21 protein-coding genes are annotated in these 21,346 nt (G+C 55.1%); 13 read left to right on the top strand and 8 right to left on the bottom strand.

Annotated elements, in window-relative coordinates; all coding sequences use genetic code 11:
- Positions 1–115 precede the first annotated feature (115 nt).
- From L4D19_RS24620 to ggt, 3 genes are all read left to right on the top strand, one after another.
- On the top strand, positions 116–904 hold the full coding sequence (locus L4D19_RS24620) for a helix-turn-helix domain-containing protein (protein ID WP_428454644.1): 789 nt from the start codon (positions 116–118) through the stop codon (positions 902–904).
- A gap of 83 nt (positions 905–987) precedes the next feature.
- Complete coding sequence (locus tag L4D19_RS24625) at positions 988–1,644, top strand: LysE family translocator (RefSeq protein ID WP_428454645.1); 657 nt, start codon at positions 988–990, stop codon at positions 1,642–1,644.
- Positions 1,645–1,760: 116 nt separating this feature from the next.
- Positions 1,761–3,527: a gamma-glutamyltransferase gene (gene ggt / locus L4D19_RS24630; protein WP_428454646.1), complete on the top strand. Its 1,767-nt coding sequence runs from the start codon at positions 1,761–1,763 to the stop codon at positions 3,525–3,527.
- An 80-nt stretch (positions 3,528–3,607) separates the two neighbouring features.
- On the opposite strand, the gene uvrD is transcribed toward ggt, so the two are convergent.
- Positions 3,608–5,779: a DNA helicase II gene (uvrD, locus tag L4D19_RS24635; RefSeq protein ID WP_428454647.1), complete on the bottom strand. Its 2,172-nt coding sequence runs from the start codon at positions 5,777–5,779 to the stop codon at positions 3,608–3,610.
- A gap of 337 nt (positions 5,780–6,116) precedes the next feature.
- On the opposite strand from uvrD, the gene L4D19_RS24640 reads away from it, so the two are divergent.
- From L4D19_RS24640 to L4D19_RS24660, 5 genes are read left to right on the top strand one after another with little or no spacing between them, the layout of a single operon-like run.
- Positions 6,117–6,383 (top strand): BufA1 family periplasmic bufferin-type metallophore, encoded by a 267-nt coding sequence (locus tag L4D19_RS24640; protein WP_075762156.1) that lies wholly within the window; start codon positions 6,117–6,119, stop codon positions 6,381–6,383.
- A 44-nt stretch (positions 6,384–6,427) separates the two neighbouring features.
- Entirely contained in the window at positions 6,428–6,691 is a 264-nt protein-coding gene (locus tag L4D19_RS24645; RefSeq protein WP_428454648.1) for a BufA1 family periplasmic bufferin-type metallophore, read from the top strand.
- Between the two features lie 9 nt (positions 6,692–6,700).
- Entirely contained in the window at positions 6,701–7,552 is an 852-nt protein-coding gene (gene bufB, locus L4D19_RS24650) for an MNIO family bufferin maturase (RefSeq protein ID WP_428454676.1), read from the top strand.
- Positions 7,530–8,315 (top strand): HvfC/BufC family peptide modification chaperone, encoded by a 786-nt coding sequence (locus L4D19_RS24655; protein WP_428454649.1) that lies wholly within the window; start codon positions 7,530–7,532, stop codon positions 8,313–8,315. Before bufB ends, L4D19_RS24655 begins: the two co-directional genes overlap by 23 nt.
- A 2-nt stretch (positions 8,316–8,317) precedes the next feature.
- Positions 8,318–8,773, top strand: a complete 456-nt coding sequence (locus tag L4D19_RS24660) for a DoxX family protein (RefSeq protein ID WP_160655716.1) — start codon at positions 8,318–8,320, stop codon at positions 8,771–8,773.
- 89 nt (positions 8,774–8,862) lie between these two features.
- Here the strand turns inward: L4D19_RS24660 and yigB are convergent, their stop codons facing one another.
- The 6 genes from yigB to lptM are packed head-to-tail and all read right to left on the bottom strand — an operon-like array spanning position 8,863 to position 13,476.
- On the bottom strand, positions 8,863–9,579 hold the full coding sequence (gene yigB / locus L4D19_RS24665) for a 5-amino-6-(5-phospho-D-ribitylamino)uracil phosphatase YigB (RefSeq protein WP_428454650.1): 717 nt from the start codon (positions 9,577–9,579) through the stop codon (positions 8,863–8,865).
- A 42-nt stretch (positions 9,580–9,621) separates the two neighbouring features.
- Positions 9,622–10,536 carry a tyrosine recombinase XerC gene (gene xerC, locus L4D19_RS24670; RefSeq protein ID WP_428454651.1) on the bottom strand — a complete coding sequence of 305 codons (915 nt, stop codon included), beginning with the start codon at positions 10,534–10,536 and terminating at the stop codon, positions 9,622–9,624.
- Entirely contained in the window at positions 10,533–11,234 is a 702-nt protein-coding gene (locus L4D19_RS24675) for a DUF484 family protein (RefSeq protein ID WP_160655711.1), read from the bottom strand. Before L4D19_RS24675 ends, xerC begins: the two co-directional genes overlap by 4 nt.
- A complete protein-coding gene (gene dapF, locus L4D19_RS24680; RefSeq protein ID WP_075762149.1) occupies positions 11,231–12,061 on the bottom strand; it encodes a diaminopimelate epimerase in 831 nt (276 codons plus the stop codon). The genes L4D19_RS24675 and dapF overlap by 4 nt, the downstream gene beginning before the upstream one ends.
- 14 nt (positions 12,062–12,075) lie before the next feature.
- Positions 12,076–13,329, bottom strand: coding sequence for a diaminopimelate decarboxylase (gene lysA, locus L4D19_RS24685; RefSeq protein WP_428454652.1), 1,254 nt, complete (start codon positions 13,327–13,329; stop codon positions 12,076–12,078).
- Positions 13,330–13,359: 30 nt separating this feature from the next.
- The gene (gene lptM, locus L4D19_RS24690; RefSeq protein WP_075762147.1) at positions 13,360–13,476 is read right to left on the bottom strand and encodes an LPS translocon maturation chaperone LptM; all 117 of its coding nucleotides are present in this window, start codon (positions 13,474–13,476) and stop codon (positions 13,360–13,362) included.
- A gap of 78 nt (positions 13,477–13,554) precedes the next feature.
- Here lptM and cyaY point away from each other — a divergent pair, with 78 nt between their 5' ends.
- Entirely contained in the window at positions 13,555–13,869 is a 315-nt protein-coding gene (cyaY, locus tag L4D19_RS24695) for an iron donor protein CyaY (protein ID WP_075762146.1), read from the top strand.
- Between the two features lie 88 nt (positions 13,870–13,957).
- Here cyaY and L4D19_RS24700 read toward each other — a convergent pair whose 3' ends face one another.
- Positions 13,958–16,522, bottom strand: a complete 2,565-nt coding sequence (locus L4D19_RS24700) for a class I adenylate cyclase (RefSeq protein ID WP_428454653.1) — start codon at positions 16,520–16,522, stop codon at positions 13,958–13,960.
- A 412-nt stretch (positions 16,523–16,934) separates the two neighbouring features.
- Here L4D19_RS24700 and hemC point away from each other — a divergent pair, with 412 nt between their 5' ends.
- The 4 genes from hemC to L4D19_RS24720 are packed head-to-tail and all read left to right on the top strand — an operon-like array spanning position 16,935 to position 21,031.
- On the top strand, positions 16,935–17,867 hold the full coding sequence (gene hemC, locus L4D19_RS24705; protein ID WP_428454654.1) for a hydroxymethylbilane synthase: 933 nt from the start codon (positions 16,935–16,937) through the stop codon (positions 17,865–17,867).
- Complete coding sequence (locus tag L4D19_RS24710) at positions 17,867–18,628, top strand: uroporphyrinogen-III synthase (RefSeq protein WP_428454655.1); 762 nt, start codon at positions 17,867–17,869, stop codon at positions 18,626–18,628. Before hemC ends, L4D19_RS24710 begins: the two co-directional genes overlap by 1 nt.
- A 4-nt stretch (positions 18,629–18,632) precedes the next feature.
- Positions 18,633–19,847 carry a uroporphyrinogen-III C-methyltransferase gene (locus L4D19_RS24715; protein WP_428454656.1) on the top strand — a complete coding sequence of 405 codons (1,215 nt, stop codon included), beginning with the start codon at positions 18,633–18,635 and terminating at the stop codon, positions 19,845–19,847.
- Complete coding sequence (locus tag L4D19_RS24720; protein WP_428454657.1) at positions 19,844–21,031, top strand: heme biosynthesis protein HemY; 1,188 nt, start codon at positions 19,844–19,846, stop codon at positions 21,029–21,031. The genes L4D19_RS24715 and L4D19_RS24720 overlap by 4 nt, the downstream gene beginning before the upstream one ends.
- Positions 21,032–21,346: the final 315 nt, after the last annotated feature.

The following is a 21,346-nucleotide window of genomic DNA, read 5'->3' on the forward strand; positions in this document are numbered from 1 at the left end:
ACTGGCGGCTTGTCAGTTTTTTACAAGCCGCCATCTGTCATTTATGTTCTACTGATAGCCATATTTTTTGACGGCAATGTGCACCCTCAGCCTGCCGGCGGTTAGAAGGATCAGGATGAACAAAGTCAACCACCGAAAATCCGGCATCGATGACATCAACCTGATTGATGCGCATTACCAAAGCTTTGCCTTCAAGCGCCATTACCATCTTGATTACCATCTGGGATTGATCACCGACGGGCAGCAACAATACTATTTCAACGGTGCTCGCCATCAGGCCGGTGCCGGACAGCTGGTGATCATGCCGCCGGATGAAATTCATGATGGCCAACCCCAGCAGCAAGGCTACAAAGTCAAAGTGTTCAGCATTTCCCCGGAATGGCTCGACCACCAGGCCAGCGAACTGTCGGGCAACTGTCAGGTTCACTTTCCGCAGCACAACGTGACCGACAGCCAGCTCTTTGTTCAGCTTAGCCAACTACACGCCCAGCTGGGCAATCCACACTTTCCCCAGCTCGCCAAGGACTGCATGCCGATCGAGTACTTCTCGCAGCTGCTCGGCCAATACAGCCAGCTCCGTCCCCAACCAGTGGTGGCACTGGGGAGCAAAGATCTCCACCAGCTCAGGGACTACCTGATGGCTAACCTGGATCAGAAAATTAGCCTCGACGACCTGGCAAGGCTGTGTGATCTGAGCCCGTCCCAGCTGCTGCGCCAATTTAAGAAAGCCACCGGCATGACACCCTATGCCTGGCTGGCCCGCCTGCGGCTGGAACATGCCATGGCCTTGCTCAAGGCTGGCTACTGCAGTACCGATGTCGCCTATTATGTCGGTTTTTATGATCAGGCCCATTTCACCCGGGCGTTCAAACAAGCTTTTGGCGTCGCTCCCTCGGAAATCTAGCCAGCCCTGTTAATTTTTTACAAGCACTCCTGCGTTCACCTAGGCATGCTAGTCCGTGTTATACCACCACCGGATAAAATGAAATGTACGAACTTACCCCATTTGTCACCCTGCTTACCGTCCATGTTATTGCCCTGCTAAGCCCGGGGCCGGATTTTGCCCTCGTCGTCCAAAACGCAGGGCGCTACGGACGCCAGACCGGTATCACTATTGCACTCGGTCTATCACTGGGGATCCTGCTTCACTCCATCCTGAGCATTACCGGTGCCAGCCTGCTGATCCGTGAGCAGCCCGCCCTGTTTGCCATGCTACAGGCCGCAGGCGGCGGCTACCTGCTCTGGCTGGGCATTGGCGCTACCAAGAGCGCACTGGAGTTACTTTGGCGCAAGAACGAATCTCATGCCTCTCCAAGCCCTGCCCAACAGTTGATAGGTAACCGCAAACAGGCGCTGGCCAAGGGGTTTACCACCAACATCCTCAATCCCAAGGCACTGGTGTTCTTCCTGAGCCTGCTATCGACCCTGGTGCCGGCAGATATGTCTGTGGCAGGAAAAGCCACGGCCATCAGCCTTTTGTGGCTAACCTCCTTCCTATGGTTTGCCACACTGGCTTGGCTGCTGACCGGACAGCGGCTGCAGCAGAAAATCCAACAGTGGACGCCGTTTATCGACGGGCTCTGCGGCCTGCTTTTTGTCAGTATCGGCAGTATGATCCTGCTGCGCCTGGTCCTGCCAACCTGATGGTAAGCCTGTAATAAATTGTTGATTACGAGCACAAAACCTGCTCAACAATTAGACAGCTACGGATTCTGCTCTTACGCTATCGAAGCACCCCGTATGCGAAAGAGGAATGAACCATGGAGTGGAATACGTCCCGCCTGGCTGTGGCACTGGCAGCCTGCTTGCTTACCCCTGCAGCCCTGAGTAAGGATACCAGCAAGCAAACGGCCGATCAGGTTGCCCCCGAGGCTGCTACCGGGATCAGCCAACAGCAGCAAGTAAGCGGCAAAGACTGGATGGTCGCCAGCGCCAACCCCTATGCCAGCGAAGCGGGCGCAGCAATGCTTCGCCAGGGAGGCAATGCGATTGATGCCATGGTGGCCACCCAGCTGGTTCTCGGGCTGACCGAGCCGCAGTCCTCCGGCATCGGCGGCGGAGCATTCATGGTGTTCTGGGATGCAGAAAAAGAAGCCCTTACCACCTTCGACGGTCGTGAAACTGCCCCTTTTGCGGTGACGCCGCGCCTGTTTCAGGATCAAAACGGTAAGCCGCTGGCCTTCTACGATGCCGTGGTCGGCGGCCGCTCAGTCGGAACCCCGGGAACGGTCAAGCTGATGTGGTATACCCACCAGCGTCACGGCAAACTGCCCTGGAGCGATCTGTTTGCCCCGGCAATAAAACTCGCCACCGAAGGCTTTACGGTCAGCCCGCGCCTCGCGGCACTGGTCGCCAAAGATCAGAAAAATCTCCAGCGCTGGCAGGCCACCAAAGCCTATTTCTTCAATGACGACGAAAGCCCTATCCGGGCCGGACAGCGTCTGACCAACCCGGCCTATGCCGACACCCTCACGCAAATTGCCGAGCGTGGCGCCAGCGCGTTCTACCATGGCGACATTGCCAAGGACATTGTCAAAACCGTCCGCAATGCAGAGGGGAACCCCGGCGTACTCAGCGTGATGGATCTGGCCACCTATCAGGTCAAGGAACGAGAGCCGATCTGTGCACCGTACCGCCAGTTTGAGATTTGCGGCATGGGGCCACCAAGCTCCGGCGCCCTGACCCTCGGCCAGATCATGGGGATGCTGAACCAATACCCTATCGACAAAATGGGCCCGAATGACGTCAACAGCTGGCGCCTGCTGGGTGATGCCTCCCGCCTGGCCTTTGCCGATCGCGGCCGCTACATGGCCGACAGTGATTATGTCCCCATGCCAACCGATGGCCTGCTCGATCCCGGCTATCTCAAGCAACGTGCTGCGCTGCTAAAAGGCGACAAAGCCCTTGCCACAGCCGAACCGGGCCTGCCGGTCTGGTCCCATGCGATGCGCTACGCCATGGACGAGTCGCTGGAGTTGCCTTCCACCAGCCACTTTTCAATTGTCGACCGTGATCGCAATGTTGTTTCAATCACCACCACCATCGAAAATGGCTTCGGCTCGCGTTTGATGGTGCGTGGCTTTCTGCTCAACAACGAGCTGACCGACTTTTCCTTCCGCAGCCATATCGGCGGAAACCCGATTGCCAACCGGATTGAGCCGGGCAAACGCCCTCGCTCGTCAATGGCCCCAACCATCGTGATGAAGGACGAGCAGCCGTATCTGGCCGTCGGCTCGCCGGGCGGCAGCCAAATTATCGGCTATGTCGCCAAAACCCTTGTGGGCCATCTCGACTGGGGACTGGATCTACAACAGGCCATCAACCTGCCCAACATGAATAACCGCTTCGGTGTCTTCGAGCTGGAAAAAGGGACCACGGCAGAACAATGGGCCCCCAAGCTTGAGCAACTCGGGTTCGAGATAAAAATCAAAGATCTCAACTCGGGAGTCCAGGCGATCAAAATTGACGGCAAGCAGCTCTCCGGGGCTGCCGATCCACGCCGGGAAGGCAAGGTCATCGCCCAATAAAAACCATCCGACAAATAAAAAGCCCGCCAGTGCATCAGCATGGCGGGCTTTTTTCTGACGACATTGCAGCCATCAATCAATTACATCGGATCCAGCTTGGCGTACTGGGTTACCAGCCACTTGATCCCTTCGCCATTGAACGCGACCTGGACCCGGCTCTGGGCACCGCTGCCTTCAAAGTTGATAATCGTCCCTTCACCAAACTTAGGGTGCTGCACTCGCTGACCAAGGCTGAAGCCCGTCTGGTTGAAGTTATCGTTCACCTGGGTCTGGCTGAAGCGACCACTGCTCGCCGGACGCGAGACCTGCGCCTTCATCCGGACTTCCTCGACGTATTCAGCCGGGATCTCACGAATAAAGCGTGACGGTTTATGGAAATTGTCCTTGCCGTACAGGCGACGCATTTCCGCATAGGTGATATACAGCTTCTGCATCGCGCGGGTCATCCCCACGTAACACAGGCGACGCTCCTCCTCCAGGCGTCCAACCTCCTCGGTCGTGCGCGAGCTCGGGAACATCCCCTCCTCGACACCGACCATAAAGACGACAGGAAATTCCAGCCCCTTGGCGCTGTGCATCGTCATCAGCTGTACCGCATCCTCGAAATCATCGGCCTGCCCTTCACCGGCTTCCAGCGCAGCATGCGACAGGAAGGCTGCCAGCGGGGTCATCTCTTCCGCTTCTTCCGGCACCTCAAACTGACGGGTAGCAGTAACCAGCTCTTCGAGGTTTTCAATGCGCGCCTGCGCCTTCTCACCCTTTTCCTGCTCGTACATCGCCCGCAGTCCCGAGTTACGGATCACTTCGTCGGTTTGCTGGAACAGCGGCAGATCACGGGTATCATCCTCAAGGGCATTGATCAGCTCAATGAAACGGCGCAGCGAATTGGCCGCCCGGCCTGCCAGTACCTGCTCTTCCAGCAGGGCGACACTGGCCTGCCACATCGTCGCACCGCGATCGCGCGCCGCCATGCGAATGGTTTCCAACGTCCGGTCACCCAGGCCACGGGTCGGGGTATTGACCACCCGCTCGAAAGAGGCATCATCATTGCGGTTCGACATCAGGCGCAGATAAGCCAGCGAATCTTTGATTTCCTGACGCTCGAAGAAGCGCATTCCACCGTAGATGCGGTATGGCAGGCCAGCCTGAATAAGCGCCTCTTCCAGTACCCGCGACTGGGCATTACTACGATACAGGAAGGCGGTTTCGTTCAGGGTGCCGCCCTGATCACGCCATTCCTTGATCTTGCCGACCGCAAAACGCGCCTCGTCCAGCTCGTTAAAGGCTGAATACAGCGAGATCGGCTCGCCCTCGGCCCCTTCGGTCCACAGATTCTTGCCCATTCGCTCGTTGTTGTTGGCGATCAGTTCGTTGGCCGCATTCAGGATATTGCCAGTCGAGCGGTAGTTCTGCTCAAGGAAGATCGACGAGGCATTGGTGAAATCCCGCAGGAAACGCTGGATATTTTCAACCTGGGCACCACGCCAGCCGTAAATCGACTGGTCATCATCGCCGACAATCATCACGTTACAGTCAGGACCGGCCATCAGGCGCAGCCAGGCAAACTGGATGTTGTTGGTATCCTGGAACTCATCGACCAGAATATGTTTGAAGCGCGCCTGATAATGCTCGCGAATGTGCTTGTTGTCGCGGATCAGCTCGAAAGCCCGCAGCAACAGTTCGGCAAAATCAACCAGTCCGGCACGATCACAGGCTTCCTGGTAAGCGGTATATACCCGCAGCCAGGTTTGCTCGACGGGATCATTGAAGGTATCGATGTTGGCAGGTCGCAGCCCCTCATCCTTCTTGCCGTTGATATACCAGGCTGCCTGGCGCGCCGGCCAATGTTTCTCGTCCAGGTTCTGCGCCTTGATCAGGCGGCGAAGCAGACGCATCTGATCGTCGGAGTCCAGAATATTGAAGTCATCGGGCAGGCGGGCATCCAGATAGTGAGCACGCAGCATGCGGTGGCACAGGCCGTGGAAAGTGCCGTTCCACATACCGGCCGACGAGCCCTGCATCAGCTCGTTGATCCGGCCGCGCATCTCGGCCGCCGCCTTGTTGGTAAAGGTCACCGACATGATTGAATACGGCGAGGCCTGCTCAATCTGCATCAACCAGGCGATACGATGGACCAGTACGCGGGTCTTGCCGCTGCCCGCACCCGCCAGAACCAGGTGATTACCTAGCGGCGCAGCCACCGCCTCTCTTTGCTTGTCATTAAGGCCATCTAACAGGAGTGAAGCGTCCATCGTTACCTACTGGTTATTTATACAATGCTGGTGATTATACCAGCTCAATTCAAGAATGCCTCGATATCTTCACCCTCCCCGGAGATTCAGACAAACCGGCTTTCCAACTGCACAGCCGTTTGATAATTCACCAGTTTCAAACGCTTGCCTTTTAGTATTTGTTCTATGCTTGGAAATGGCAGGATGTTACGCACCAGAAAAAAAAGTTAAGAAAGAGTGAAATAAAAAACCTGCTCGCCCTTTCTTATGTTCCGAGAGCGCAGTAAGAAGCGCCAACAATAACAAAAGGAAACGTTGCTCCATGCAGCAACAGTCAGCAAATTAAAGAGGAATGATTATGAAAAAGACAACCAATATCGCTCTAGCATCAGCCGTTACTGGTCTTATTGCGCTTGCAGGTACCGCAATGACCACCTCAACCGCTGTGGCAGCCGAAGCCAAAGAGAAATGCTACGGCGTAGCCAAGGCCGGTAAAAACGACTGTGCAACCAAAACCAGCTCTTGTGCCGGTACGTCCAAAACGGACAACCAGAAAGATGCTTTCATCATGGTGCCAAAAGGCCTGTGTGACCGCCTGGCCGGTGGTTCTACTTCATCGTCTTAATGACCACGACATCTTGTACTGCTAGCTCAATCTAAGGAATGATTATGAAGAAAACCAACGTAGCCCTTGCCACTGCCGTTACCGGTTTGCTTGCCCTGGCCGGTACCGCGATGACTGCCTCGACCGCTGTAGCCGCCGAAGCCAAAGAAAAATGCTACGGCGTTGTCAAAGCCGGTAAAAACGACTGTGCGACCAAAACCAGTTCATGTGCCGGTACCTCCAAGGTCGACGGTCAGAAAGATGCCTTTATCATGGTGCCAAAAGGCCTGTGTGACCGCCTGGCCGGCAGCTCGCCAGAGGCAAAATAAGTGGGCGGCCTGACACAGCACCAAGTGGTTGGGGTGGGGCTACGCTCCCCCCACATCACCCAGGTTCTGGAGGAGAAACCGAATATCGGCTGGCTGGAGGTCCACAGTGAGAACTACTTCACCACAACCTCTACCGCCCGTCAGCAGCTACGGCAGATTGCCGAGCACTATCCGATTAGCTGCCACGGTATCGGCTTGTCCCTCGGTTCGGCCGATCCCCTGGATCGCCAGCACCTGAGCCAGCTCAAACAGCTGGTTGATGAAATCGACCCGATTGCCGTCTCGGATCACCTCAGCTGGAGCTCTGTCAACGGGCAGTTTTTTAATGATCTGCTGCCGTTGCCCTATACCGAGGAAGCGCTTGAGCACTTTTGTCAAAAGGTCGAACAGGTACAGGAGTATCTCGGTCGCCAGATGTTGATCGAGAACCCGTCCAGCTACCTGAGCTTTGCCAGCTCGGCAATTCCGGAATGGGAGTTTCTTCATCAGGTCCAGCAACGCACCGGCTGCGGCCTGCTGCTCGATCTGAACAATATTTATGTCAGTGCCTTCAACCATGGCTTTGACTGTGATCAGTACATTGCTGCACTAGATGCCTCGGCAGTGAAAGAAATCCATCTGGCCGGCTTTACCGTCAAGCAGTTTGAAGACGGCGAGATCTGGATTGATACCCATAGCAAACCCGTCAGCGAACCGGTATGGCAGCTTTATCGCCGCTGGGTACAGCAACACGGCAGGACACCAACCCTGATTGAGTGGGATTTGGATATTCCGCCACTCTCAGTCCTGCTCGGGGAAGCCGACAAGGCACGCAACATTATCACGCAGGAGGCGCGAGATGGACAAATCCTTACCCCCTGACAGGAATACTGGCAACAAGCTGCACCAACTGCAGCAAGACTTTGCGGCAGCCCTGCACTACCAGCCCAGCACCGTGGTAGCAGACATTGCCGATGGCCAGTTTCCGGCCGAGCAGCTGATCCAGATTTACCGCAACAACTTTATTATCAGCCTGTCGGAAATCCTTGAGGTGGTCTATCCCTGCGTCAAAGCCGTGGTCGGTGACGAGTGCTTTAGCCAGCTTGCGCGCCAGCATGTCCTGACTCACCCGCTGCAGCAGGGCGATGTCAGCCATTACGGGGAAGGACTGTGCAATACCGTCAGCAGCCAACCTGAACTGGTAGAAGCCGTGCCATATCTGGCTGATTTGGCCAGCCTCGAATGGTACCTCGATCGCGCCGCCCATACGCCGGCCATCGACAGTCAGTTCCCGTTTTCCAAGCTACAGCAGCTGACCGAGGCCAATTTGCCCCAGCTCCGGCTTGAGGTACCCGAACCAACATTTTGTATCGACTCCGACTACCCGGTCGCGACTATCTGGCAGATGATCACCGACAACGCCATTGAAGAGATTGATCTTAGCCAGCCGGAATCTGCGGTGATCCAGCGACGCCCGGATCAGATGATAGTACTGAATACGACGCCGGGTGCCACCGGGCTTATCCGGCTCAGCCAGCAGCAAGGCTGCCTTGGCGACGCCTCCGAGGAAATGCTGGCGATGCTCGGCGAGCTCGTCCAGCGACACATTTTTACCGACATTCATGGTTTGCCAGAGGGAGAGTGAGCATGCTGAGTTTTATCAAACAAATTGACGGTCTGGCACAGCGTATTACGGAACCTCTTATCCCGTTGCTGTTGTTATTCACCCGACTCTGGGTGGCCTGGGTGTTCTTCAAATCCGGCATGGTTAAATACTCCAGCTGGGACAGCACCCTCTACCTCTTCGAATATGAATATCAGGTTCCCTTGCTGCCATGGCAGCTCGCCGCCTATATGGGAACTGCCGCCGAGCTGATCCTGCCGGTCTTTCTGGCGCTAGGTTTATTCACCCGTCCGATGGCACTGGTATTGTTCGTCTTCAATATTATTGCCGTAGTGTCCTACCCACTGCTGTGGGAGAAAGGCTTTTTCGACCACCAGCTATGGGGCATGATGATGCTGGTGAATGTATTCTGGGGGGCGGGGCTGATCTCGGTCGACAGGCTGATCAGCAACGAGCCGAAGCAGAGCCTGCTGGAATAGCGTGGCTAGAGTAACAATAGATTTACCGGTTCAAACCGGATCAAAAAAGGCGATCATCGTGATCGCCTTTTTGTTTATCTCAGCCAGCATTAAATCAAATCAAGCAACTGCGACAAGCGACAGATTTCAACATCCGGCAGCCATTTGGCCTTGGGCTCGCGATGCAGCTGGCGCTGCTGGTCGTTATACCAACAGGCCTGAAAGCCATTTTGTTTTGCGCCGCCGACATCCGTGACCAGATGATCACCGACATGGAGAATGTCCTGTGCCGCCGTGCCCAATAACGCCGCAGCCTGAGCAAACATATCCGGCTCGGGTTTCGCCAAACCGTCTCGGCCTGCCACCAGCACCCGAGAAAAATACTGGCCGAGACCTATCTTGTCCGCATCAACATTGCCGTTGGTAATAGCCAGCAGGGGCAGCCTCTGACCCAGTTCGGCCAGTACCCGATGGGTTTCCTCCGGGACATCGACTTGGTTGCGCACTACCAATACCCGCTCCAACCCTTCCTCTGCAGCCTGTTCGGCCTTTTCCTGTGAATAACCAAGCTGCATCAATCCGACTTTGAGTACCTCGTAGCGCCATAGGCTTACATCATGGCGCAAGTAAGGCGTCTGCTCCGCCAAACGCATTTTCAGCCGCAGCCAGTCTTCACGGGCCATACTGTGGCTGCACGGATGATACTCAGCCAACCAGTCATGCATCGCCTGCTCGGCCCGCCGGATCACCGGGCGGTTATCGTACAGGGTATCATCCAAATCAAAAGTCAGCGCCTTCGGCGACTGGAGGTTGCGATAAAACTGCATATCAGCCCTCGGTTACATCAGCAGAATAGGTGGCAAGACGCACTAGCGTTTGTTTCGTTTTGCCCTCGGATGCGCTTCATCATACACCTGTGCCAGGTGCTGAAAGTCGAGGTGGGTATAAATTTGAGTGGTCGACAGGTTGGCATGGCCGAGTAGCTCCTGCACCGCCCGTAAATCCCCGCTCGACTCGAGCATATGGGTAGCAAAACTATGGCGCAGCTTGTGCGGGTTAATATGGCTGGATACAGCCTGCTTCTGGCCCCACTCCGCCATCCGTTTCTGGACGTTGCGGTTGGAAATCCGCTGCCCCAGCTTGGAGACGAACAAACCAGGTTCACCGCTGGCCGCCAGCTGTCCGCGGACCTTGAGCCAATGGCCAACCCAGTCGCGAGCCAACCCGGCAAAAGGCACAATTCGCTCCTTATCCCCTTTACCGATCACCCGGATATCACCCTTGCTCAGGCTAATATCGCGCACATCCAGGTTTACCAGCTCCGACAGACGCAGTCCGGCCCCGTACATCAATTCCATCATCGCCCGATCCCGAATCGATAGCGGATCATCCTCATCAACGCTAAGTAGCTGATCCATCTCGTCAACATCAAGGTTCTTGGGCAGCGGCCTCGCTTTGCGTGGCGCAGAGACCCCCTTGGCAGGGTTGGCCTTCAACACCCCCTGGCGTACCAGATAATCAAAAAAGCTGCGCAGCGCAGACAGGCGCATCGACAGACTGCTGGCCTTCAGGCCGTCACGCATCCCCTTGCTCGCCAGCTGACGTACCCAGCCGGCATCGACCACCCGCCAGTCCGTGACCTCCAGCTCAACCAGCTGCTCGGCCAGCGTTGTCAGCTGACGCTTGTAGTTCTGCTGAGTGTGCAGACTGAGCTCGCGTTCGCTACGCAGGTACTCGTAAAAACGCTGCAGGTGCTTGTCCAGCCCGGAAGGCAACTGACTCAATCAATTACCTCGCGGGTATATTCCCAGTGATGGATCAGGCGAGTCAGCACCAGGGCCAACTGCTCGACAAACAAGGTATCCATCGCAGGCTGGAAATGACCACCATCAGTACTGGCAAAGCTCAATACCCCGATAGGATGCTCGATCCCCAGCGGCAGCACCACATAGGAGCCCAGGTGCGGCGGATGGCTAAAGAGCAGCTCGCTCTCTTGCCTGCGCAACCGGCCCATGTACACCGGCCGATGCGACAGATGGGCAACACGAAAGCCTTCAAAAGCCTTACGCGGTAAATAGAGGTTATCATCAAAGCTATCAAACAGCTTCAGGCTGAAGTCCAGCTGCAGCTGGCTGCTGAGCTCTTCAAGGATCACCAGCGCCTGGTAGATATTGTGGGTCTGAAACAACTGCTGCTGGGCGCGGGCAAAGATTTCAAACAGCTCGCTGTTCTTGCCGGCGGCGGTTACCAGGGTATTAATTTCCCCCTCGAGTTCACGCACCCGGCCTCGTAGCCTGTCGAGCTGAATTTCCACCAGCGACACCGCACCACGCTCACTGTGGGCCACGCGCAGCTGGGTCAGTAATTCCGGCTGTCGGATAAAAAAATCAGGGTTGTCGAGCAGAAACTCAGCCACATCCTGATCGGACAACGGGGTGTCTGCCACTACCGGCAGCTCACCCAGTTGGGATACATCTGTCATAATACTATTTGTCCATCAAAGACATGTGCTACAGGGCCAGTCATATACAATGGCTTGCCTTCTCCGGCCCAGCGAATATGCAAATCGCCGCCCGGAAGGCTCACTTTTACATTTTCATCCAGCAGCCCCTGCTGCTGACCAATCGCGACAGCGGCACAGGCGCCACTGCCACAGGCCTGGGTTTCACCGGCTCCACGCTCGTAGACCCGCAGCTTGATTTCGCGACGGTTCACTATCTGCATAAAGCCCGCGTTGACCCGCTCAGGAAACCGCTCGTGAGATTCCAGCAACGGCCCCATCGTCTCGACGTCAGCCGTATCGACATCGTCCACCACAGTCACGCAATGCGGATTCCCCATGCTTACCGCGCCACAGAATACCGTGTTATCGCCGGCTCGCAAAATATAGGTTTTTTCACTTTGCTTGGCACGAAACGGGATCTTGCCCGGCTCGAACTCCGGCGCCCCCATATTGACCGTCACCTGGTTGTCATTTTCCAGCTTCAGGATCATTTTTCCGCCCTTGGTGCTGACGGAAATATGGTATTTGTTGGTGAGCCCTTTCATCCAGACAAAACGGGCAAAACAGCGGGCACCGTTGCCGCACTGCTCAACCTCGCTACCGTCGGCATTGAAGATCCGGTAGTGAAAATCTGTCTCCGGATCATAGGGCGGCTCTACCACCAGCAGTTGGTCAAAACCGATCCCCCGATGGCGATCGGCCAGCCGCTTGATGGCGTCAGGCGAGAAGAACGCATTCTGCGTCACGCAATCCACCACCATGAAATCATTGCCTAAGCCATGCATTTTTGAAAAATTGATCTGCATGATGTCCCTTCTTGTTATTCTGGCAACAGGTGCTCAGACTGCCACAATTGCTCCAGCGTTTCACGCTCGCGGACCACATGGGCATCTTGACCGTCAACCATAATTTCGGCAGCGCGTGTACGGGTATTATAGTTTGACGCCATCACAAACCCATAGGCTCCTGCCGAACGTACTGCCAGCAGATCGCCCGATTCGAGGCACAAGGTACGCTCCTTGCCGATGAAATCGCCGGTCTCACAGATAGGGCCGACAAAGTCATAGGTCTGCTTCTCACCCTCGCGCGGGCATACCGGCACAATGTCCTGCCATGCCTGATAGAGGGTCGGACGGATCAGATCGTTCATTGCCGCGTCGACAATAGCAAAATTTTTGTGCTCGGTGTGCTTGAGATACTCAATTCGGGTCAACATCACACCGGCATTGGCGGCAATAGCACGACCCGGTTCAAAAACCAGCTCCAGCTCAGGGTGGTCCTTGAGACGAGCCAGCAGCTCGGAGGCATAGTCAGAAGGCTGCGGCGGCTGCTCGTCACTGTATGTCACGCCCAGTCCACCGCCGACATCGAGGTGCTCGATTTCAATGCCTTCAGCCTTGAGGGTATCAATCAGGGCCAGCAGGCGGTCGGTGGCATCAATAAACGGCTCGATATCCGTTAGCTGGGAGCCGATATGACAGTCCATACCGGTCACTTTCAGGTTTGGCAGGCTCTGTGCCAGGCGGTAAACCTCCGGCGCGCGGTCAAACACAATACCAAATTTATTGTCACGCAGACCGGTCGAAATATACGGGTGGGTCTTGGCATCCACATCCGGGTTGATCCGCAAGGATACCGGCGCCACCTTGCCCAGTAAGCCGGCCACCTCATTCAGGCGCTCAAGCTCAGGCTCGGATTCAACATTGAAGCATTTAATACCCAGCTCCAGCGCCCGCTTCATCTCCGCGGCCGTCTTGCCGACACCGGAGAAAACAACCTTGGCCGGATCGCCACCGGCGGCGATAACCCGCTCCAGCTCGCCTTGCGAGACAATATCGAACCCGGAACCCAGCCGGGCAAGTACATTGAGTACCCCGATATTGGAGTTGGCCTTCACGGCATAACAAATCAGGTGCGGATGGTTGGCCACCGCCTGATCAAACGCATTCCAGTGTCGCTCCAGTGTTGCCCTGGAGTACACATACAAAGGGGTACCGTAACGCTCAGCGAGGTCGGTAAGTGCAATGTCTTCGGCCCATAGCTGGCCGTCTTGCTGGTAGTTAAAATAATCCAAAGTTGTCTCTTCCCTGTCTGATCGCTGTCGTTACTGCTGTTGTTGCTGCTGCTCGGAGTCGTCCGGCATATATAGCGGTCCGCTCTGACCACAGCCATTAAGTGCCAATACACCCAGTACTAAAATTGCCAATAAACCTTTACGCATTTTTCAAAGCCAGTGATTATCATTTCATTGCCCTCTATAATCGCACCAACACTAGGAAAAGCAATAGGACGCAATGGGATGAATGATACAGAATTTCATAAGTTAGCCGATGAGGTTCTTATGAGCATTGAGGAAGGCATCGACGAATCCGGTGCAGACATTGAATATGAGACGACCGGCAACGTACTGACACTGGAATTCGAGAACCGCAGCCAAATCGTCATTAACCGCCAGGAGCCGTTGCACGAAATCTGGCTGGCTTCAAAATCAGGCGGTTACCACTTCAAATACAAAGACGGCCTGTGGCACTGTACCCGCAGCGGGGCCGAGCTGATTTCGCTGGTGAAGCAGGAATGCTCGCTACATGCCGAAGAGCCGGTGGACTGGTCATAGGCCGGCACGACGATTAGGTAAACAGCCCGAAACGAAAAAGCGAGAGCCGACAGACTCTCGCTTTTTGTTATTTGGCCCCAAAACCCAGCTACCGTGTCGATAGCGACATCATGTTGGGGGCGGCTCCAGCCGCCGCGGGTCGCGGGATTTGCTGGCCACTCTTGAACGGGATCACCTGCGGCTCACCGCCATCGTTGTGCACGATGTCGTAAAACTGCGGCAGGTTAAAGTTAATAAAATTGGCACTATAGCTGAAACGGTCCTGGGCCGAGGTGTAAAAACGGTTTACCCCGTGAACCATCTCATCTTTGTCACCGCTGCACTGGCGATAGACTTCCACCCGGTTCGACTCGTCGAGAATATAGATATTGTAGCCAGCATCGCAATCTTCGAAGAAAAACTGGATCAGACCTTCGCTGGCATAGGCATCGACAATTTCCGGCGGGTGCGGCTCATCAGCCTTACCCATCACCAGATTGGCCGAGCCAAACAGCTTGTTGGTCGAAATACAGCTATAGAAATCAACCGAGTTTTCCAGCTTCTGGACCGACACCCCACGGCGCTCGAAAAACAAGCCATGGGTCTGTTCGCCAATGCGAATCGCCTTGAAGCGACGGCGTTTTTCCTGTTCAACCGGCTTGAGGCGCATTTCGATACATTCGGCCACCAGCTGATAGACCAAGTTACGGATCAGGCCGCGCATGTGCTTGCTATAGCAGAATACATCCACCGACTCCGGCGGGATTGCATCCTGGTGCATCTTGCCCAATACCGTCTTCAGCGCATCCAGCATGGCATTTTCGCCGCTGAAGTTCAGGGTACGTACCTCGTTCCACGAGTTACGGTAGACCAGGTCCACACTGCCGACCAGGCAGGTCTGCTCGGGGCCATAGCTAAAGATATCGGTATTTTTAAAGTCAAAACGGACCGAACGGTTTTTCAGCTCAGTCGTCGGATCATTTTCCAAATTGACAAACAACCCGAGCTGGCGAATTTCGCACGGACTCGACAGCGCCTGCAGGCCCGGCTGCGGACGGCGGATCGGGAACGTATTGCGGATATCGCTGACCAGCTGATAGAGCTTGTCGATATCCATCGCGGCATCACGTACCACATTATGCAGACAGGTCGATTCGGTCAGCAGGCCGTTGAAGTATGCCCAGGCAACCAGCTTGCTCAGGTAACGGTTATGCTCCAGCGACGGCTGGCCCAAAATGGCATACGGGTCGAGCGAATGCTTGTACAGATACCAACCTGCGGCATTGGTTCGTCCGGCCGGCACCTGGATCAAGCTCAGGTTCGGCTCGTGCAAGTCAGGGGAGATCTGCGGGTTGAGCAAAGTGACCTTGCCCGGCAGAACCTCAAACGCCGCATACAGCTTACGCGCCAGAATACTGATATCTTCCGGGCTAATCGCCGAGGTTATGTTATTACGGCGGGCAAAGCGGATCAGGTTACGGTAGCTGAGCATCAGGGCATCAAGCAACTCGTTGTGCGCCCGCTTGACCTGCTCTACCTTCCAGTCACGGCGGTTATCCAGCTCAAGCAGCACCTCTTGCGGCCACTGCCAGTCCGACGTCAGCTTGCCCAGAACCTCACGACGCCACACCACCGAGCCGGAGGCCGGCTCACGGGTCAGCTTCTCATGCGTCTTGAGGTAGAAGCAGCGACGGACCAAATCCAGGCGGCGATGATCGTCAATACGCTCCAGGTAACGCGTCACCTTCTCCAGCATCAGGTAATACGCATCCATACAGTACTCGGTGCGATCTTCCGAAAAGAAGCGGCGCTTGCCGTCGACACTGAGCAGCTGGGTGTGCGGATATTCCCAGGAGTATGCCTCGAGCAAAATCGCTTTCAGCACTGATTTATACGGCGAGTCGATACTCTTATAAAGCTGCCACAGACTGGAGCCAAAATACTCTTCGGCTGGAATTCGGGTCAGGCCGCCGAAATCAATCCACTCTTCACGACGGATATACCCACTCGAGTCAAGGTAATCGATATATTCGTCGTAACACTCTTCCATCTCCGGCGGCACCATGAACCACATCAGGCGCTGGCCGGCGAGCTGGACCGCCGAGCGGTAAAACTCGTCAAGCAGCAGCAGGTGCTGGCTCGAGCCGCAGTTATCACCGGTCATCTGCTCGGAAAAGTTGTCGCGGAAACGATTTTCGTCAATCAGGAAAAAGTTGGCCTCGACGCCCTGTGCCATCGCCCAGTCGGAGATCAGCGAACACTTGCTCTCAAGCGCCTTGCGATCGTCCGCCGCCATATCGGTACGGATGCAGACCCAGATATCAAGATCACTGGTCAGACTCTGGCCCAGCGAAGAGGTACTGCCCATGGCATACAGGCCAAGGATCGGGTATTCGCCGTTAGATAACTGAGGAGGGGTGATGGTCGACTGGCTGGTGAGCGCACAATCGTCGATCAGCTGTTGCTGCTGCTCGGAAACGTCAAACGCGGCAATGCCTACAGGCACGGCCTGCTCAAGATAACCGGGTACCGCCGGATGATTGTAGTGGAGTAACACGGTCAGCAGGTTGAATACCTGCTCAGACTGCGCATTCATGGCTGCGCGGGCACGCTCCAGCCTTAGCTGGTTGTGCTGATCCAGTCTACTTTTAAGCGTCTCGATATAATTATGCAAATTACTCTTCCAAGAGCTACCAGCTAGAGAGCGGCCCAAATCTTGTCATTATTAGTGTAGATAGTGTCCTACACGCGAGCAAAAACGTGATCAATGTAACAGTTTTTGCTTTAACCGTAAAGATAGTGACGATTTATGACAGCTTATGAATGGCTCGCTTTTTGGCAACATGGCGATACGGCCCATCCTTGTCCTGATTCCCTCAAGCTAGTACAAACTCAATAAACCGCCAGCGACGGTATTGTAATGAATTTTCCACTTAAAGGTTATGTGAGAAATATCACATTAATTGCAACACATATCAAGACAATACTGCTTCACCGCACTGAGGGCAACAAGTGAATTACCATCATGGCGCAGTAGTGATACGATTACCGTGTATAAATGCAAGCGATTTAATGGACCCGATTCTATGACCGATAAACCGATCCGCATTGCCACCCGCAAAAGCCCGCTGGCAATGTGGCAAGCAGAATTTGTAAAAGATGCACTGGAGCAGGCTCATCCAGGCCTGATTGTCGAGCTGGTACCTATGGTTACCAAAGGCGACATCATTCTGGATACCCCGCTAGCCAAGGTCGGTGGTAAAGGTCTGTTCGTGAAAGAGCTCGAAGTGGCTATGCTCGAAGGCCGCGCCGACATCGCCGTACACTCGATGAAAGATGTCCCTGTCGAGTTCCCCGATGGCTTGGGACTGGTCACTATTTGCGAGCGCGAAGACCCGCGTGATGCCTTTGTCTCCAACACGTTCAATACAATTGACGAACTTCCGGCCGGTGCCGTAGTCGGTACCTCGAGCCTGCGCCGTCAATGCCAACTTCGCGCCCAGCGCCCTGATCTGGTTGTCAAAGACCTGCGCGGCAACGTCAATACCCGTCTGCGCAAGCTCGATGACGGCGAATACGATGCCATTATTCTCGCCTGCGCCGGCCTCATGCGACTAAAAATGGACGACCGCATCCGTGATGCCATCGCACCAGAGACCAGCCTGCCAGCGGTCGGCCAGGGAGCTGTCGGCATCGAATGCCGTCTGGATGACACCCGCGTCCGTAAGCTACTTGAGGCCCTGAACCACCAGGAAACCGCAACCCGTGTACTCTGCGAACGTGCGATGAACAACCGCCTGCAGGGTGGCTGCCAGGTCCCTATCGGTAGCTACTCGGAACTCAAAGGCGATCAAATCTGGCTACGCGCCTTAGTTGGCGAACCAGACGGCAGCAAGATTGTTAGCGGCGAGATCAGCGGACCAGCCGCCGATGCAGAAGCATTAGGCACCCAACTGGCAGAGCAGCTGCTCGACGACGGTGCCAAGGACATCCTGGATAAGCTATACGGCAACGCCTGATGACCATACTGATCACCCGCCCGGCTCCGGAATGCCACCAGCTTGCCCAGCAACTCAATGCGGCGGGTATCAGTGCGATTGCTCAACCACTGCTCGATATTCAGCCGGGAAAACAACTTCCTACGTTGATTTCCCAGCTAAATCAGCTGCAATCAGGTGATTTTCTGATTGCTGTCAGTGTTCATGCAGTGAACCTGGCGCACAATTACTTAACAACACAAGGTGCCAGCTGGCCAAAAAACGTGCATTATATGGCCGTTGGGCACAAAACTGCCGCAGCACTCTCCGAGTGCACAGACAGCGACGTGCAATCACCTCAGTCGCGCTGTGACAGTGAAGGGTTACTGGAATTACCAGCACTGGCTCAAGCTCGGATACAAAACCGCCGGATACTGATTTTACGCGGCAACGGCGGTCGTGAATTGATCTACCAAACCTTGCAACAACGCAAGGCCGAGGTCAGCTACTGCGAAACATACCTGCGCAGCTGGAACCCACTCGATGGCGAGCAGCTGTGCCGGACATGGCAGTCGAGGCAGGTGTCGGCACTGGTTGTCACCAGTGGCGAGCAGCTGGCATACCTAAGTAGTTTAATTCCTGATGACAACAAGGCTTGGTTTCTTCAGCGCCACCTTTTCGTACCAAGCCAACGAATCGCGGACCAGGCTACAACGCTTGGTTTTTGTACAATTTCCACCGTGGGGAGTGCGGCCAACAACTGCCTTTTCACGACCCTAAGCAAGATAGGCACGATGGGATAATCGGATGACTGACAAAAAAACCAATAACGAAACCTCTGCAGATAACAAGCAATCGGCAGTGTCAAAAACAACGGACAAGCAAGGTCAATCAAGTGCCAAAGCCCAGGCACCTGAAACCTCTGCACCGAAGGAAACAGCAGCCAAGGCGGAAGCCAGCCAGCCAGCGCCTGCTCCTCAGCCAGCCGAAAAGCAAAGCGGCAGTAAAATGGGGGCTATTGCTATTGCCCTCGTCATCGCACTCGGTGCCGGCCTGTACTACCACGGTCACCAGCAAACTCTGGCCCAGAACGCCAAAATGGCTGAGCTTCAGCAGCAGCTGGCAGGCGTAAAAAGCAACCTGACCAGCAGCATTGCCGCAACCAAACAAGAAACCCTCAGCCAGGTAGAGAAGAGCCTGCAACGTACCGATGTCTCAATCTCGCAGCAGGGCAAATCAATCACCGGCCTGCAAATGGCGCTGTCTGAAATGAAAGGACGCCGTCCAAACGACTGGCTGCTGGCCGAAGCGGATTACCTGGTCAAAATGGCCGGTCGCAAACTGTGGCTGGAGCATGACACGGCCAGTGCCACCATCCTGCTTGAATCTGCCGATCACCGTATTGCCGAGCTGAACGATCCAAGCATGACGCCGATCCGCGAAGCCATGCACAGTGACATTACCGCACTGAAAGCCGTTGCCCGTGTTGACCGTGACGGCCTGGTGCTTCGCCTGACCAGCCTGCAGGAAGCCGTTGCAACACTGCCGCTGGCCAACGCCATCGTGCCGGAAGCAACAGCGACCGAGTCGGGCACAGTGTCAACTTCTGTTGACGACTGGAAAGAAAACCTGAAGACATCCCTGAAAAACTTCAGCGAGCACTTTGTTACCTACCGTACCCGCGACGGCAGCGTGATCCCGCTACTCTCGCCTAAGCAGGACTTCTACCTGCAGGAAAACATCAAGTCGAAGCTTGAGACCGCGATCAAGTCGGTCTACCGCGAGCAGGGCGAGCTATACACCAAGTCACTGATGATGGCCAAAGAGTGGGCCGAGCAGTTCTACGACATGGAAGATCCTGCCGCGCAAAGCTTCATCAGCACCCTGGATAAACTTGCACAGGAAAATATTGAAGCGAGCTACCCAAGCACGCTGAAGTCACAGCCTCTGATCACCAATGCCATCAGCGAGCGCCTGCGCCAGCAAGTGAAGCCACTTAGCACAGAGGAGAACCCAGCATGATCAAACTATTATTGCTGGTTGCTGCGCTGATTGCCGGTATTGTTGTCGGCCCGATGCTAGCGGGCAATCAGGGCTATGTGCTGATCTCTGTCGCCAACCAGACCCTGGAAATGAGCCTGACCACCCTGATCCTGATTGTCGTGATCCTGTTCGGCTCTTTCTTCCTGCTGGAAACCATTCTCAAGCGCGTTCTGTCTGTCGGCAGCTCGACTCGCGGTTGGCTGTCTGGCCGCAAGGCACGTAAAGCACGCCAGCTGACATCGACAGGCTTGATGAAGGTCATCGAAGGCGACTGGAAGCAGGCTGAGAAGCTGGTTGTCAAAGCCGCCAAGCACAGCGATGCTCCGCTGCTTAACTACCTGGCCGCTGCGGAAGCGGCACAAAGCCAGGGCGACGCCAACCAGCGTGACGAGTACCTGAAGCTGGCTGCCGATATCGATGGTCAAAACCTGGCTGTAGCCCTGACTCGCGCCAAGCTGCAGTTCCGTCAGCAGCAGTACGAGCAGGCCGTGGCCACTTTGCAGGATATTCAGCACGAGCACAGCCGTAACCCGGTACTGCTGGCGCTGCTAAAAGATTGTTACCTGAAGCTGGAAGACTGGAAACCGCTACTGGCACAACTTCCTCAGCTTGAGAAACTTGGCGTGATCACCGCCGAGGAAGCCGCTGAGCTGCAAATCAAAGCCGAATGCGGGCTGATGACCCACATTACCCAGCAAAGCGGCAGCGAAGGCCTGATGGGCCACTGGAACAGCCTCAACCGTAAAACCAAGCAACGTCCTGAGCTTATTGCCTGCTTTGTAAGGCTAATGAGCAGCCACAGTGCCGACAGCGAGGCCTACACCGTGCTTCGTGACGCACTGAAGAAAAACAACGACGAAGATCTGATTGAGCTGGTACCGGCACTGAACCTTGCTGACTACCATCCGGCCATTGTCCGCCTGACCGATCTCCTTCGCTATGACAGCAGCAACCCAAGCACATACAGTGCACTGGGGCAGCTGTATATGCGTGAGGAAAAATGGGAGGAAGCCAAGCAGCACTTCGAGAAGGCTATCGAGCTACGACCGAATATGGCTGACTACGGCTACCTGGTTGATGTAATGGAAAAACTGAACGACAGCAAGGCTGCCGCCGATCTTTCCCGCCAGGCCCTGACACTGGCTCTACCCGCCAAAAATTAACATTTAAGCAACATAAAATTTTGAGACAAAAAGCACCCATTTGGGTGCTTTTTTGTTCTTAAATTCATGCATTTATGTGTCCTAACGCGATGATTTGTATCCAAGTGTTAACAGGCATTTCATCTTATATCTGACCTATTGCTAGCATTATGTAAAAGTTATTCAATGCCACCTCTAGTCGCTAACAGGTGGATAACTAGCTATGGATATGCTTCCTTGGTTAATCGTTTCTGGGATTGTTGTTTCTGTGATCACTTGCCTGATGACAGCGGTTTTGATCAAAGAATCATAATCGGCCGGAAATTAAAAAAGCCT

The organism is Photobacterium kasasachensis (assembly GCF_050336885.1).
Lineage (GTDB): Bacteria > Pseudomonadota > Gammaproteobacteria > Enterobacterales > Vibrionaceae > Photobacterium > Photobacterium kasasachensis.